This is a genomic window from Microbacterium sp. NPDC087589, from assembly GCF_044743635.1.
Classification (GTDB): domain Bacteria; phylum Actinomycetota; class Actinomycetes; order Actinomycetales; family Microbacteriaceae; genus Microbacterium.
This window is the reverse complement of the sequence record NZ_JBIUWV010000001.1, coordinates 478,412-493,456: the sequence shown is the minus strand read 5'-3', so window position 1 is coordinate 493,456 and position 15,045 is coordinate 478,412. Positions and strand designations below refer to the sequence as shown.

Below are 15,045 nucleotides of genomic sequence, written 5' to 3'. Positions count from 1 at the left end.
CGACAGACACCCGCTGAGGAGGAACCATGAGCGACACCGCGACCAGTGCAGGACTCGACTGGGCGACGGCCCGCGGAATGGGTGCGCTCGCTGAGAAGATGGGCATGGAGTTCCTCGAGTTCACCACCGAGCGCTGCGTCGCCACTCTTCCGGTGGAGGGCAACACGCAGCCCGTCGGTCTCATGCACGGCGGTGCCTATGTGGTTCTCGGCGAGTCGCTGGGGTCGATGGCAGCCAACCTGCATGCGGGCCCCGGACGACTGGCCGTCGGGGTCGACATCAACGCGACGCACACGCGATCGGCGACGTCCGGCGTGGTGACGGGCGTGTGCACGCCGGTCCACCTCGGGCGGAGTATCACGGTGCACGAGATCGTCGTCTCCGACGATCAGGGGCGCCGGTGCTCGACGATCCGGATCACGAACATGATCAAGGATGCTCCCGAGGCTCGCTGAGCGGCTCATCCAGCAACAGTTGGAACAGCAGGTGATCCTGCCATTCCCCCGCGATCCGCAGATAGTGCGTCGCGATGCCGATGCGCGCGAAGCCGTTGTCAGCGAGAACGCGCTGTGAACCGAAGTTGTGCAGCAGCGTGGCTGCCTGCAGGCGGTGCAATCGCACCTCGTCCCGCGCGTAGGCGGCGACATGATGCACCCCGCGGGATGCGAGGCCGCGACGGAGGCGCGTCTTATCGACCCAGTAGCCCAGATCGGCGTTCCAGAACGCACCGCGGACGATGTTGTTGAGGTTGATCCGTCCGCGGATCTCGCCGTCGGACGACTCGATCACGAAGCGGATGTTCCGACCGGCGGATGCTTCGATCACGCACTGCTCGGCGTGGAACTCCTGCCACTCGGGCGTGAAGAACTCCGGCGCTCTGAGCGGCTCCCACGGTGCGAGATGCTCTCGGTTCGCCGAATACGCTCTCGCCAGTGCAGGACCGTCACCGATCTGCACCGGACGGAGAAGATGCTCGGCGTCGAGCTGCAGCAAAGACTACTTCTTCGGAGCGAGCTGCTCGATGATCGCCTTGGCGACATCCTGCATCGTGAGGCGGCGATCCATCGACGCCTTCTGGATCCAGCGGAAAGCCTCGGGCTCGGAGAGGCCCATCTTCTCGTTCAGCAGGCCCTTGGCCCGGTCGACGAGCTTGCGGGTCTCGAAGCGCTCGACCATGTCGGCGACCTCGGCCTCGAGAGTGATGATCTGCTCGTGGCGGGCGAGGGCGATCTCGATCGCGGGCAGCAGATCGTTCGGGGTGAAGGGCTTGACGACGTAGGCCAGGGCTCCGGCCTCGCTCGCGCGCTCGACGAGTTCCTTCTGGCTGAACGCCGTGAGAAGCACGACGGGCGCGATGTTCCCCTTGTGCAGCTTCTCGGCTGCGCTGATGCCATCCAGCTGCGGCATCTTGACGTCCATGATGACGAGGTCGGGGCGCAATTCGGTCGCGAGCGCCACAGCGGTCTCACCGTCACCGGCCTCTCCGACGACATCGAAGCCGTTGTCGCGGAGGATCTCGACGATGTCGAGACGGATCAGCGACTCGTCCTCGGCGACGACGACGCGTCGGGGTGCGGATGACGTGGGCTCTTCTGCTGCCTGTTCTTGCTCGGTCACAGATCCATCCTAGTGGAGACCGCCTATGAGGTCCCCTCGGGTGCGACGGGTGACCGAGATCGCGGAGCCTCTGCGCTAAAGTCGTAGACGCGACACACGAGCCGGCGTGGCGGAATGGCAGACGCGGAGCACTCAAAATGCTTTGTCCGAAAGGGCGTGTGGGTTCGAGTCCCACCGCCGGCACATCAGTTCAGATGCTGACCCATACGCGATCGTCGATCAGCAGATACCGATTGAGGGCCGGGCGCATCGATTCGAGGATCATTCGCTCGGCGACTGCAGGATGATCGGCCGTGACGACATCTCGCGGAAGCGCGGCTCGGATGATCGCGTCGAGGTTCTCATCGGTCGCCTCGACGCATGTTCCGCCGACCAGCATCGGTCCGTACACCTGCCCGTCGTGCGTCCGCTCGCCGTCGGGACCCGGGATCGTGTCGCGCATGCTCGTCTGCGCCAAATAGGTGGGAACGCAGGCTATCGCGTCGTAGGTCCGGAAGCGACGCTTGAGGCGGTACCGGACGCCGATGCTCCCCGGCTTCCTGGTCAGCCGAGGCGCGTCGCCGGGCTCCGGTGGCGCGCCGACCAGCGGGCGGGAGCGTTCGGGCCGCTCGGCCACGGCGGGGTCGATGGTGAGGTCATCCATGGGGCTGGGTGCAGACCTGCCGCTGTGCGGCCGGCCAGCGCCTCGACCAGAGTACAGGGCTGTGCCTGAGAAGCTGCGCCGCCACAGCACGGGGTCGTGAGGCCTGAGCCTCGCCTCGTCGTTCACCGCTCGGACAGCGCGGCGACCTCTGCGAGCACCCGGGGGTTCGCGAGAACCCGGAAGTGCCCGCCGGTGTCGAGACGCACGTTCTTCATCGCACCGCTGAGCTCACTGCCCTCGGGGATATGCGGGTCGAACTCGCCGTAGATCGACACGATCCGCTCGTTGACATCCCGGTGGTGCGCGAGCTGCATGATCGAAGGGTCCGTAGGCGAGAACGCTCGGAGAGACCTGACCGGGAGCATCCGCGCATAGCGGGAACCGCCGAAGGGCGTGGCCACCGCCACCATGGCCCGCACGCGGAAGCCCGCGGAGCCCGCCATCGCCATCTTGCCCGCGAGGCCGCCCTTGCTGTGCGCGACGATGAGTGCATCGGTCAGTTGGGCCGTCTCGAGGAAGTCGGTCATGAGTTGAGCCGATTCGACGATGGGCCGGCGATTGTGCCTGAGCGAATCGAGGACGTGAACGGGGTGGCCCCGGGCGTGCAGCGCCGTGATGAGGGGTTGCATGAACCGCCATGTCTCGTAGACCCCGGGAAGGATCACGATCGGAACCTCGGAGCCGGTCGTGAAGGACCCGGCGTCGCGACGATCGACGGCAGCGCGCAGCTGCCAATACACGGCGTAGGCGTAATCGGCGATCCACCAGCCGGCTCGTCTCAGTGCGCGGATGGCGTCGGCCTCCGGATCGCTTCCGAGACTGACCGTGGAGCCGCGAGATGACCGAAGGCGCGGCGCGCCACGATGATGCGCCGAGGAAGAAAGGTCATCGGATGAGCGTACGTGGGATTCGCGCTCGTGCACCAGCCGCTTGACATGCCCCGTGGGGCGGAGCCGTTGCACGACGAAAGGGGCGGAACATTCGTTCCGCCCCTTCGTCGTGCGACCTGGATCAGATCGTGGCTTCCTTGTAGATCGGAGCTGCGCCGTTGACGGCGTCGCCGACCTTATGGACGCGGATGTCGTTGGTCGACCCCACGATTCCAGGAGGGGAACCGGAGATCACGACGACCTTGTCGCCCTCGACGGCGAGACCGCTGCTGAGCAGATAGTCGTCGACCTGCAGGTACATCAGGTCGGTGTGCTGCACCATGTCGACGAGCTTCGACTGGATGCCCCAGGTCAGCGCCATACGACGGCGGATCCCGGGCTCGGGGGTGAAGGCGATCATCGGGATGCGCGAGCGCAGTCGCGACAGACGGCGTGCCGAGTCGCCCGACTGGGTGAAGACGCAGAGGTACTTCGCCTCGACGAATTCGGCGACTTCGAGGGCGGCGAGCGTGATCGCGCCACCCTGAGTGCGCGGCTTGGTCGTGAGCGGCGCGATGCGCTCCAGGCCATGCTCCTCGGTGGACTCGATGATACGAGCCATCGTCTCGACGACGCCTACCGGGTAATCGCCCACGCTGGTCTCGCCCGAGAGCATCACGGCATCGGCTCCGTCGAGCACCGCGTTCGCGACGTCAGACGTCTCTGCGCGGGTCGGCACAGGGCTGTTGATCATCGACTCGAGCATCTGCGTCGCGACGATGACCGGCTTGGCCATGCGACGCGCCAGCTCGACCGCGCGCTTCTGCACGATCGGCACGGCCTCGAGAGGAAGCTCGACACCGAGGTCACCACGGGCGACCATGATCGCGTCGAAAGCGTCGACGATCTCTTCGAGTGCATCGACGGCCTGCGGCTTCTCGACCTTCGCGATGACGGGGACCTTGACGCCCTCTTCGGCCATGATCTCGTGGACGCGGCTGATGTCCTCCGCGTTGCGGACGAACGACAGGGCGATGAGGTCGGCGCCGATGCGAAGGCCCCAGCGGAGGTCGTCTTCATCCTTCTCGCTCAGAGCGGGGACGTTGACCGCGACGCCGGGCAGGTTGATGCCCTTGTTGTTCGACACGGCACCCGCGACGATCACGCGGGTCGTGACGGTGACGCCGTCTGTCTCGACGACCTCGACGCGGACCTTGCCGTCGTCGATGAGCAGGAAGTCTCCCGGCTTGACGTCGTTGGGCAGGCCCTTGAACGTCGTGCCCGAGATCTCCTTGTTGCCGATGATGTCTTCGGTGGTGATCTTGAAGATGTCGCCGGCGGCGAGCTCGTAGGGGCCGTTCTCGAACTTGCCGAGGCGGATCTTCGGTCCCTGCAGGTCGACGAGGATGGCGACGGCGCGGCCCGCGTCCTCGGCGGCCTTGCGCACGTTGGCGTAGTTGTTCTCGTGCACGGAGTAGTCGCCGTGGCTGAGGTTCAGGCGCGCGACGTCCACGCCGGCGTCGATCAGTGCACGCACGGTGTCATAGGTGGAGGTGGCGGGGCCCAGGGTGGCGACGATTTTCGCGCGTCTCAACAGATTGCTCCAGGGTAGTGGGGGATGGAAATCAGGCGACGGTGCCGCGGCTCAGCCTACGCGGGCTGGAGACCGATAGCGACTTCATGCGGTCGCACAGGCTCGGGCAGAACGGTCGTGCCCATGAGGAAGCGATCGACGTTCGCTGCGGCCGCACGGCCCTCCGCGATCGCCCACACGATGAGGGACTGCCCGCGGCCGGCATCCCCGGCGACGAAGACACCGGGAACGGTCGACTCGTAGCTGTCATCACGCCGGAAGGCACCACGGTCGGTGACCTGCGGAAGCGTGTCCTCGGTGTAGCCGTCCTGCTCCGGGCCGGTGAAGCCCATCGCGATCAGCACGAGGTCTGCGGGGATCTCGCGCTCGGTGCCGCTCTTGGGCACGCGGCGCCCGTCGATGAACTCGGTCTCGGCGACGCGCAGAGCACGGACCTCGCCGACGTCGTTCGAGAGGAACTCGACGGTCGAGGCGAGGAAGACACGCTCACCCCCCTCTTCATGAGCAGACGAGACCTCGAAGAGCGTCGGCATCATCGGCCACGGCTGGTGTCCCGGCCGCTCGGTTCCCGGCTGCTTGCCGATCGCGAGGTTCGTGACGCTGATCGCGCCCTGGCGGTGTGCGGTTCCGATGCAGTCCGCCCCGGTGTCGCCGCCGCCGATCACGATGACGTGCTTGCCCTCGGCGGTGATCTGCTCGGGGACCTTGTCTCCGGCGACCGCGTGGTTCGACTCGACGAGGTACTCCATCGCGAAGTGCACTCCATCGAGATCGCGACCCGGGATCGAGAGGTCGCGGGGAATCGTGGATCCGGTGGCGATCACGACGGCGTCGTAGCGGGCGCGGAGGTCGGACCACGAGATGTCCTTGCCGATCTCCACTCCGGCACGGAACCTCGTTCCCTCCTCCTGCATCTGGCGAAGGCGCGATTCGAGCTGCCCCTTCTCCATCTTGAAGTCGGGGATGCCGTAGCGCAGCAGACCGCCGATGCGGTCGTCGCGCTCGAAGACCGCGACCGTGTGGCCGGCCCGCGTGAGCTGTTGCGCGGCGGCGAGGCCGGCGGGGCCGGAGCCCACGACCGCGACTGTCTTGCCGGTGAGGCGAGCAGGAGGCTGGGGTTCGACCCAGCCCTTTGCGAAAGCCTCGTCGATGATCGAGACCTCGATCTGCTTGATCGTGACCGCGGGCTGGTTGATGCTCAGCACGCACGAGCTCTCGCACGGGGCCGGGCACAGACGACCCGTGAACTCCGGAAAGTTGTTCGTGGCGTGCAGGCGATCGATCGCCGCACGCCCTTCTCCGCGCCAGGTCAGGTCGTTCCACTCGGGGATCAGATTGCCCAGTGGGCATCCCTGGTGGCAGAACGGCACGCCGCAGTCCATGCAGCGACCGGCCTGACGCTTCAGAACTGCCTGATCGCCCGCCTCGTAGACCTCTTTCCAGTCCATGATGCGCACCGGCACAGGACGACGCTTCGGAAGCTCACGCTCAGTGACCTTCAGAAAACCTTTGGGATCAGCCACCGGTCACCTCCAGGATGCGGTTCCAGACGACGTCGCCGTCGGGGTCGATCCCCTCGGCGACTGCTTCCTCGCGCATGCTGCGCACTGCGGCGTAGTCCCGCGGAAGCACCTTCGTGAACTGGCCGGCGGTCTCATCGAACCGCGCCAGGATGTCGGAGCCGAGCGGCGAGGCCGTGCGCTCCACGTGTGCGACGATCAGGCTGCGCAGCACTTCGAGGTCGGCACGGTCGAGCGGTTCGAGCTTGAGCTCGCCGCTGCCGAGCGACTGGGCGTTGATCTTGCCACTGTCGAGCGAGCGGATGTACGCCACTCCCCCGGACATGCCGGCACCGAGGTTGCGACCCGTCGAGCCGAGGATCACCGCGATTCCACCGGTCATGTACTCGAGCGCGTGATCGCCCACTCCCTCGACGACCGCGGTCGCCCCGGAGTTGCGGACGAGGAATCGCTCGCCCACCACTCCCGACAGGAACATGGTTCCCGACGTCGCCCCGTATCCGATGACGTTGCCGGCGATCACGTTCTCGTGCGGCGCGATGTCAGAGCCCCGGGCAGGACGGATCGAGATGTCGCCCCCCGAGAGCCCCTTGCCGACGTAGTCGTTCGCGTCGCCTTCGAGGCGCAGCACGATGCCGGAGGGGAGGAACGCTCCCAACGACTGACCGGCCGTGCCGTGCAGCGTGACATCGATGGTGCCGCTGGGCAGCCCCGCAGCGCCGTGGCGCGACGTGACCTGGTGCCCGAGCATCGTGCCGACGGCGCGCTCGGTGTTCGCGATGGGCAGCTCGACGACGACCGGTTCTCCGTTGAGGAGAGCAGGCTTGGCGATGTCGATGAGCTGCACATCGAAGTGCTTCTCGAGCTCGTGATCCTGGGTGCGGCGATTGCGACGCGGCTCGCTGGCCGGGAACGCCGGGCCCTCGAGCACGGGGCTCAAGTCGAGACCCTCCGCCTTCCAGTGCTGCAGGGCGGCGTTCGCCTCGATGAGCTCTGCGCGGCCGACGATCTCGTCGATCGAGCGGAAGCCGAGCTCCGCGAGGATCTCACGGACCTCTTCGGCGATGAACTCCATGAAGTTCACGACGAATTCCGGCTTGCCGGTGAAGCGTTCGCGCAGCACCGGGTTCTGCGTGGCGACGCCGACGGGGCACGTGTCGAGGTGGCAGACGCGCATCATGATGCATCCGCTGACGACCAGCGGTGCGGTGGCGAAGCCGAACTCCTCCGCTCCCAGCAGAGCGCCGATGATGACGTCGCGTCCGGTCTTCAGCTGGCCGTCGACCTGCACGACGACCCGGTCGCGCATGCCGTTGAGCATGAGCGTCTGCTGGGTCTCGGCCAGGCCGAGCTCCCAGGGCGTTCCTGCGTGCTTGAGGGAGTTCATCGGGCTCGCGCCCGTGCCTCCGTCATGGCCGGACACCAGGATGACGTCGCTGAGCGCCTTGGCGACACCTGCGGACACCGCGCCGATACCCGACTGGCTGACCAGCTTGGTGTGGATGCGCGCCTCGGGGTTGGCCCTCTTCAGATCGAAGATGAGCTGCTTGAGGTCTTCGATCGAGTAGATGTCGTGATGCGGCGGCGGCGAGATGAGGCCGACGCCGGGCGTCCCACCGCGGGTGCGTGCGACCCAGGGGTACACCTTCTGCGGAGGCAGCTGACCGCCCTCGCCCGGCTTGGCGCCCTGGGCGAGCTTGATCTGGATGTCGTCGGCTTCGGTGAGGTACAGACTCGTGACGCCGAAGCGACCCGAGGCGACCTGCTTGATCGCGCTGCGGCGTTCCGGGTCGAGCAGACGGTCGGTGTCCTCGCCGCCCTCACCGGTGTTCGACTTGCCGCCGAGCCTGTTCATGGCGATCGCGAGAGTCTCGTGGGCCTCTTTGGAGATCGAGCCGTAGCTCATCGCGCCCGTCGAGAAGCGCTTCACGATCGCCGAGACCGGTTCGACCTCATCGAGAGGCACAGGCTTGCGGGTGCCGGTGCGCAGCGTGAACATCCCGCGGAGCGTCTTGAGCTCCGCCGCCTGGTCGTCGACCATCTTCGTGTACTCGCGGAAGATGTCGTAGCGACGTTCACGTGTCGCGTGCTGCAGCTTGAACACCGTCTCGGGGTTGAAGAGATGCGGAGAGCCGTCGCGGCGCCACTGGTATTCGCCACCGGTCCACAGCCGCTCGTGCGCCCGAGCCGCTTCGTCCTCGGGGTAGGCGTAGTCGTGACGAGCCTGGTTCTCGATGAAGATCTCTTGGATGCCGATTCCGCCGAGTTTCGACTCGGTGCGAGTGAAGTACTTGTCGATGAACTCCTCGCTCAGGCCGACGGCCTCGAACACCTGCGCTCCGGCGTAGGACGACACCGTCGAGATGCCCATCTTCGACATGATCTTCAGCACGCCCTTGCCGAGCGCGTAGATCAGATTGCGGACGGCCTTCTCGGGGCTGATGCCGGTGATGTAGCCGGTGCGCACGAGGTGCTCGACCGTCTCCATCGCGAGGTACGGGTTGACGGCCGAGGCGCCGTAGCCGATCAGCGTCGCGACGTGGTGGACCTCGCGCACATCGCCGGCCTCGACGATCAGACCGACCTTCATGCGGTTCTCACGGCGGATCAGGTGGTGATGGATCGCCGAGACCATGAGCAGCGACGGGATCGGGGTCAGATCCTTGTTCGAGTCGCGGTCCGACAGGATGACGAACTCGGCGCCCTGTTCGATGGCCTCGTCGACCTCGGCGCACATCTCGGTGAGGCGCTTCTCGAGCGTGTTCGATCCTGCGTCGAAGTGGTACAGGCCCTTGATCGTCACGCTGGAACGATCCGGAAGAGCCTTGTCGATGTGGCGGATCTTCGCCAGCTCGTCGTTGTCGATCACCGGGAAGTCGAGCGATACGGTGCGCGTGTGGTCAGGGCCCCAGGTGAGCAGGTTGCTCTCGGGGCCGAGACCCAGCTTGAGGCTCGTGACGACTTCTTCACGGATCGAGTCGAGTGGCGGGTTGGTGACCTGCGCGAACTGCTGCGTGAAGTAGTCGAAGAGCAGACGTGGGCGCTTGCTCAGCACGGCGATCGGAGTGTCCGACCCCATGGCGCCGAGTGGCTCGACACCGTTCTGACCCATCGGGGTCAGCAGCAGACGCACCTCTTCCTCGGTGTAGCCGAAGGTGCGCTGACGACGGGTGATCGATGCCGGCGGATGCACGATGTGCTCACGCTCGGGCAACTCGGCGAGACGCACGGATCCGGCATCCAGCCACTCCTGCCACGGGTGCAGGGTCGCGAGGTCGTGCTTGATCTCCTCGTCCTCGATGATGCGCTGCTGCGAGGTGTCGACGAGGAACATCTTGCCCGGCTGCAGGCGCCCACGGCGCTTGATCCGTTCGGGCTCGAAGGTGAGCACGCCGGTCTCCGAGCCGATGACGATCAGACCGTCGGTCGTCTCGGTCCAGCGACCGGGGCGCAGGCCATTGCGATCGAGGGTCGCTCCGACCACGGTGCCGTCGGTGAAGATGAGGGCGGCGGGGCCGTCCCACGGCTCCATCTGGTTCGAGTGATACTCGTAGAACGAGCGCAGCTCCGGAGTGATGTCCGACTGCTTCTCGTAGGCCTCGGGCACCATCATCATGATCGCGTGCGGCAGGCTGCGGCCGGTGAGGGTGAGCAGCTCGAGCACCTCGTCGAAGGATGCCGAGTCGCTGGCTCCGTCGGTGCAGATCGGCAGCAGCGGAGCGACGTCGCCCAGCAGCTCGGACTCGAGCTGGGACTGACGGGCGCGCATCCAGTTGCGGTTTCCGCCGACGGTGTTGATCTCACCGTTGTGCGCGAGCATGCGCAGGGGCTGCGCGAGCGGCCACGACGGGAACGTGTTCGTGGAATACCGGGAGTGCACGACCGCGAGCTCCGACATGAAGCGCTCGTCCTGCAGGTCTGGGTAGAACGGCTCGAGCTGCAGCGTCGTGACCATGCCCTTGTAGCCGAGCGTGCGCGCGGACAGGGTGACGAAGTATGCGCCCAGCTCGTGTCCTGCGCGCTTGCGCAGCCGGTAGGCGACGCGGTCGAGGGCGATGCCGGTGAGCGGAGCGTCGGAGTGCGTCGCTCCCCCGGCGCTCACGAAGAGCTGCTCGAAGGCGGGTCGAGCCTCGTCGGCGAGCTTGCCCAGGTTGTCGTTGACGGTCGGCACCTCGCGCCAGCCGAGGACGCGGAGACCTTCGGAGCGGGCGATCTTCTCGATGCCGGCCTTCTGCTGACGGCGCTCGCTCGAGTCGCGAGGGAGGAATGCCAGACCGGCGGCGTACTCGCCGACCGGGGGCAGTTCGAAGTCGGTGACCGCTCGCAGGAACACGTCGGGCATCTGCGTCAGGATGCCCGCGCCGTCTCCGGTGCCGGCATCCGAGCCGATCGCACCGCGGTGCTCGAGGTTGCGCAGGGCTTCGAGCGCCAGCGCGATGATGTCGTGGCCCGCCTCGCCACGAAGAGTCGCGACCATGGCGAGGCCGCAGGCGTCCTTCTCGAACGCCGGGTTGTACATGCCCTGCTTCGGGGGGTAAGCGCCGGAAGCGCCGTAGGGAGGCTGAAAATACACCAGTACCGTCCTCAGATCTGCAGCTGACCCGGGGGCGTCATTGGCCGGGTGGATGTGATGGGGTCCGCACGGACCGGTCGGCTATCGAGCGCCTTCCGTGTCCGTGGGAGCGGTGCTTGTGGCGCTGGCTCCTGCGGCGACTTCTTCGGACGGAGGCTCACTCACGTCCACGAAATCGGAGGGATTGTTCTGCGATTCTACATCAGCGTCCAGATCCTTCCGGCCGCGGCCGGGCTGGTAGGGCGAGGGCTCGAGTCCGGGGTGGCGGCGAGACTGCACGATGAGGATCGCGAGACCCACCACGATGCCGATGATGGCGGCCCACACGTTGCTGCGGAGTCCCAGGAGGATCTCGCTCGGATCGATGCGGATCGACTCCCAGACCACTCGGCCGGCGCTGTACCAGATCAGGTAGATCGCGAAGAGCTTGCCCCACTGGAACGCGGTCGCCTTGCGGCTCAGCCAGAGCAGCACGATCACTCCGAGGCCGTTCCAGAGCACCTCATAGAGGAAGGTCGGGTGGAAGAGAGTGCCCTCGGGAAGCCCCGGAGGGAAGGCCGAGTTGTCAGCGGGGATCTCGAGTCCCCACGGCAGGTCGGTGGGGAGTCCGTAGAGCTCGTTGTTGAACCAGTTGCCGAATCGGCCCATGGCCTGCGCGAGCAGGAGTCCCGGTGCCAGCGCGTCTGCGAAGGTCCAGAAGCGGATGCCGGTCCAGCGGCACCCGAGGTACGCGCCCACGGCACCACCGATGAGTGCGCCGAAGATGGCGATGCCACCCTCCCAGATCGCCCAGACCGAACCCGGCTCGAACGGGTTCCACGTGTTCCTGCCCTCGCCGAAGTAGAAGTTCGGGTGGGTCAGCACGTGGAAGATGCGCGCCCCGATGATGGCCAGCGGAACGGCGAGGATCGAGATGTCGATCACGACCCACGGCTCTGCCCCGCGCCTGGTGAGGCGGTAGTTGGTCAGCAGGACCGCGGCGATGATGCCGGCGATGATGCAGAGCGCGTAGAAGTGGATCCGGAGGGGGCCGAGGTCGATGTAGGAGACCGTGGGGCTCGGGATGCTGGCGAGCACGCCGGTGAAGGTGCTGTGAAGCGCGAGGGACATGAGTGCGATTCTAGTTCTCGTGTACGGGGCGTGCCGACGACGTGCCGACCGCCAGGTTTCGGGTGACCTCTGCGAGGGCGGGGATGCCGCCGTCCCGGAGGGCGCGGACGAGTGCGGTGCCGACGATCGCGCCGTCCGCGTATTCGGAGACTCCGGCGATCTGCTCGGCGGTCGAGATGCCGATGCCGACGCAGGCGCGGACATCGCCGTGCTCGCGCAGGCGACCGACCAGGGTGCGCGCAGCCCGGTCGAGCTCGGTGCGCTCACCGGTGATGCCCATCGTGGAGACGGTGTAGACGAAGCCGGTCGAGGACTTCACGACGAGCTCGAGGCGTTCGTCCGACGACGTGGGGGCAGCGAGGAAGACACGGTCGAGGCCGGTGCGCTCACTCGCGGCGATCCACTCCCCCGCGACCTCCGGGGTGATGTCAGGGGTGATGAGCCCGGCTCCGCCGGCAGCGAGCAGATCGTCGGCGTAGCGATCGACGCCGTACTGGAAGACGGGGTTCCAATACGTCATCACGAGCACGGGTACGTCCGTCGCGGCGGTGATCGCGCGCACGGCGGTGAAGAGATCCTTCATCTTGAACCCGTTCGCGAGCGCCGCTGTGGTCGCTTCCTGGATCACCGCGCCGTCCATCACCGGGTCGCTGTATGGCGGGCCGAGCTCGATGATGTCCACGCCGTTCTCCGCTAGCGCGATGGCGGCCTGGATGCTGGTCTCGAGGTCGGGGAACCCGACCGGCAGGTAACCGACGAAGGCGCTGCGACCGGCCTCATGGGCTGCGGCAATCGCCTGTTCCACACGGCTCACAGTTCCGGCTCCCCCTTCGACGCGGCTGCCTCGGCGTCGCTCTCCTGCTCGACATCGTGCGCGAGTGCCTCGGCGTCGTAGAGGTCGAAGTAGCGGGCGGCGGTGTCCATGTCCTTGTCGCCGCGGCCGGACAGGCAGATGGCGAGCACAGCGTCCGGTCCGAGATCACGACCGAGGCGGAGTGCGCCGGCCAGGGCATGCGCGGACTCGATGGCCGGGATGATGCCCTCGGTGCGGCTCAGCAGACGCAGGGCCTGCATGGCCTCGTCGTCGGTCGCAGGAATGTACTCGGCACGGCCGATGTCGGCGAGCCAGGAGTGCTCAGGGCCGACGCCGGGATAGTCGAGACCGGCGGAGATCGAGTGCGACTCGACGGTCTGACCGTCCTCGTCCTGGAGGACGTAGGTCTTGGCACCGTGCAGGATGCCGGGGCGACCACGTTCGATCGATGCCGCGTGCCGCGGTGAATCGACGCCGTCTCCGGCAGCTTCGACGCCGTAGAGCTTCACCCCATCGTCGTCGAGGAAGGCATCGAACATGCCGATCGCGTTCGAGCCGCCTCCGACACAGGCGATGACCGCATCGGGCAGACGCCCGACCTCGTCGAGAAGCTGCTGTCGGGCCTCTTCGCCGATGATCTTCTGGAAGTCGCGGACCATCGCGGGGAACGGGTGCGGGCCCGCCGCTGTGCCGAAGATGTAGTTGGTGGTCTCGACCGACGCGACCCAGTCGCGGTAGGCGTCGTTGATCGCATCCTTCAGGGTGCGTGAGCCGGAGGTGACCGCGACGACCTCCGCGCCCAGCAGCCGCATCCGAGCGACGTTCAGCGCCTGGCGCTCGGTGTCGACCTCACCCATGTAGATCGTGCACTCGAGACCGAACAGGGCCGCAGCCGTCGCCGTGGCGACGCCGTGCTGGCCCGCGCCCGTCTCGGCGATCACGCGTTTCTTGCCGAGACGCTTGGTCAGCAGCGCCTGGCCGAGCACGTTGTTGATCTTGTGCGAGCCGGTGTGGTTGAGATCCTCACGCTTGAGGAAGACCCGTGCTCCTCCGGCGTGCTCGGCGAACCGGGCGACTTCGGTGAGGGGCGACGGGCGCCCGGCGTACGAGCTGAGCAGCGACGCGAGTTCTTCGCGGAACGCCGGGTCGACGATCGCCTCCGCGTACGCCGCGGCGAGCTCGTCGATCGCGGCGATCAGAGACTCGGGCATGTAACGCCCGCCGTATTCGCCGAACAGGGGACCATGCTGATCTCGCAGGCTCATCACGCCTCCAGGAAGCTCTTGAGTGTGGCGACCGGGTCGCCCGTGACGAGCGCCTCCCCGATCAGGACGACGTCTGCACCCGCGGAACGGTAGTGCGTGACGTCTGCAGGTGTGAGGACCGCCGACTCGGCGATCTTGACGGCGGAATCCGGGATGCGGTCGACCAGACGTCCGAACAGGTCACGGTCGAGTTCGAGTGTCGTCAGATCGCGGGCGTTGACACCGATCAGCGGTGCGCCGAGGTCGATCGCGACCTCGAGCTCGTCGGCCGAGTGCGTCTCCACGAGCGGAGTCATGCCGAGCTCGCTGATGAAGCCGAACAGGTCACGGAGCACGTGCGGCTCGAGCCCGGCGACGATCAGCAGCACGAGGTCGGCACCGGCCGCTCGTGCTTCGAGCACCTGGTACCGGTTCGCGATGAAGTCCTTGCGCAGCACGGGCAACGACACGCGGGCCGTGACGGCCTCGAGATCGGCCAGGCTCCCGCCGAAGCGGCGCTCCTCTGTCAGGACGCTGATCGCCGACGCACCGCCCGTCTCGTAGAGAGAAGCCTGGAGCGCCGGGTCGGGGATCTCGGCGAGGGCACCGCGCGACGGACTCGCGCGCTTCACCTCAGCGATGATCTTCACACGCTCGGAGGGAGTGAGGAACGCGAGGGCATTCTTGGCGGCGGGGCGTGCGAGAGCATCGCGCTCGACGTCGGCCAGGGGCCGGGTCAGAGCGCGACGTTCAGCGTCTGCGACTGCGCCGGCCGTGAGGTCGGCGAGCACCATTAGTGCGCCTTCGGCGAGTACTTGGGGCCCTTCACGCCGTAGCCGGCCCTCGAGAGCAGCCAGCCCACGAGAGCACCGATCGGGACGATCGCGGCACCCACCCAGATCAGGGCGACCCACACGGGGCTGAACTCGGCGAGGCAGAATGCCAGCGTGCCGATCGTGAAGCCGGCGAGCATGATGATGACGCCCGTCCATGCGGCAGGCGAGTGTCCGTGGCCGGGGTCAGCGATCGGGTTGGTCATGGTCTCCTCCGGGGGACGACGT

At 66.9% G+C, this 15,045-nt stretch carries 13 protein-coding genes and 1 tRNA gene; 2 read left to right on the top strand and 12 right to left on the bottom strand.

Translation table 11 applies throughout. From position 1 onward, the window contains the following. The first annotated feature begins 26 nt into the window (after positions 1-26). Positions 27-455: a hotdog fold thioesterase gene (locus ACIOU8_RS02475; RefSeq protein WP_400785466.1), complete on the top strand. Its 429-nt coding sequence runs from the start codon at positions 27-29 to the stop codon at positions 453-455. Here the strand turns inward: ACIOU8_RS02475 and ACIOU8_RS02470 are convergent. Both ACIOU8_RS02470 and ACIOU8_RS02465 read right to left on the bottom strand, forming a co-directional pair. Continuing rightward, a complete protein-coding gene (locus ACIOU8_RS02470) occupies positions 430-993 on the bottom strand; it encodes a GNAT family N-acetyltransferase (protein WP_400785464.1) in 564 nt (187 codons plus the stop codon). The genes ACIOU8_RS02475 and ACIOU8_RS02470 overlap by 26 nt on opposite strands. A gap of 3 nt (positions 994-996) precedes the next feature. Beyond that, positions 997-1,617, bottom strand: a complete 621-nt coding sequence (locus ACIOU8_RS02465) for an ANTAR domain-containing response regulator (protein ID WP_140037099.1) — start codon at positions 1,615-1,617, stop codon at positions 997-999. Between the two features lie 100 nt (positions 1,618-1,717). Between ACIOU8_RS02465 and ACIOU8_RS02460 the strand changes: the two genes are divergently transcribed. Beyond that, a tRNA-Leu gene (locus tag ACIOU8_RS02460) sits at positions 1,718-1,800 on the top strand. 7 nt (positions 1,801-1,807) lie between these two features. Here ACIOU8_RS02460 and ACIOU8_RS02455 read toward each other — a convergent pair. From ACIOU8_RS02455 to ACIOU8_RS02410, 10 genes are all read right to left on the bottom strand, one after another. Next, positions 1,808-2,260: a hypothetical protein gene (locus ACIOU8_RS02455; RefSeq protein ID WP_400785462.1), complete on the bottom strand. Its 453-nt coding sequence runs from the start codon at positions 2,258-2,260 to the stop codon at positions 1,808-1,810. Positions 2,261-2,382: 122 nt separating this feature from the next. Then, entirely contained in the window at positions 2,383-3,222 is an 840-nt protein-coding gene (locus ACIOU8_RS02450; RefSeq protein ID WP_400785461.1) for an esterase/lipase family protein, read from the bottom strand. Between the two features lie 49 nt (positions 3,223-3,271). Beyond that, a complete protein-coding gene (gene pyk, locus ACIOU8_RS02445; RefSeq protein WP_400785459.1) occupies positions 3,272-4,723 on the bottom strand; it encodes a pyruvate kinase in 1,452 nt (483 codons plus the stop codon). Positions 4,724-4,779: 56 nt separating this feature from the next. Continuing rightward, positions 4,780-6,246: a glutamate synthase subunit beta gene (locus ACIOU8_RS02440; protein WP_400785457.1), complete on the bottom strand. Its 1,467-nt coding sequence runs from the start codon at positions 6,244-6,246 to the stop codon at positions 4,780-4,782. Continuing rightward, positions 6,239-10,762: a glutamate synthase large subunit gene (gltB, locus tag ACIOU8_RS02435; protein ID WP_400786852.1), complete on the bottom strand. Its 4,524-nt coding sequence runs from the start codon at positions 10,760-10,762 to the stop codon at positions 6,239-6,241. The genes ACIOU8_RS02440 and gltB overlap by 8 nt, the downstream gene beginning before the upstream one ends. Positions 10,763-10,897: 135 nt before the next feature. After that, the gene (gene lgt, locus ACIOU8_RS02430) at positions 10,898-11,926 is read right to left on the bottom strand and encodes a prolipoprotein diacylglyceryl transferase (protein WP_400785455.1); all 1,029 of its coding nucleotides are present in this window, start codon (positions 11,924-11,926) and stop codon (positions 10,898-10,900) included. Positions 11,927-11,936: 10 nt separating this feature from the next. Further along, positions 11,937-12,740 (bottom strand): tryptophan synthase subunit alpha, encoded by an 804-nt coding sequence (gene trpA / locus ACIOU8_RS02425; protein WP_290160723.1) that lies wholly within the window; start codon positions 12,738-12,740, stop codon positions 11,937-11,939. Next, entirely contained in the window at positions 12,737-14,005 is a 1,269-nt protein-coding gene (gene trpB, locus ACIOU8_RS02420) for a tryptophan synthase subunit beta (protein ID WP_400785452.1), read from the bottom strand. The genes trpA and trpB overlap by 4 nt, the downstream gene beginning before the upstream one ends. After that, positions 14,005-14,775 carry an indole-3-glycerol phosphate synthase TrpC gene (gene trpC, locus ACIOU8_RS02415; RefSeq protein WP_400786849.1) on the bottom strand — a complete coding sequence of 257 codons (771 nt, stop codon included), beginning with the start codon at positions 14,773-14,775 and terminating at the stop codon, positions 14,005-14,007. The genes trpB and trpC overlap by 1 nt, the downstream gene beginning before the upstream one ends. 2 nt (positions 14,776-14,777) lie before the next feature. Further along, the gene (locus ACIOU8_RS02410) at positions 14,778-15,023 is read right to left on the bottom strand and encodes an HGxxPAAW family protein (protein ID WP_290160720.1); all 246 of its coding nucleotides are present in this window, start codon (positions 15,021-15,023) and stop codon (positions 14,778-14,780) included. Between the last annotated feature and the right edge of the window lie 22 nt (positions 15,024-15,045).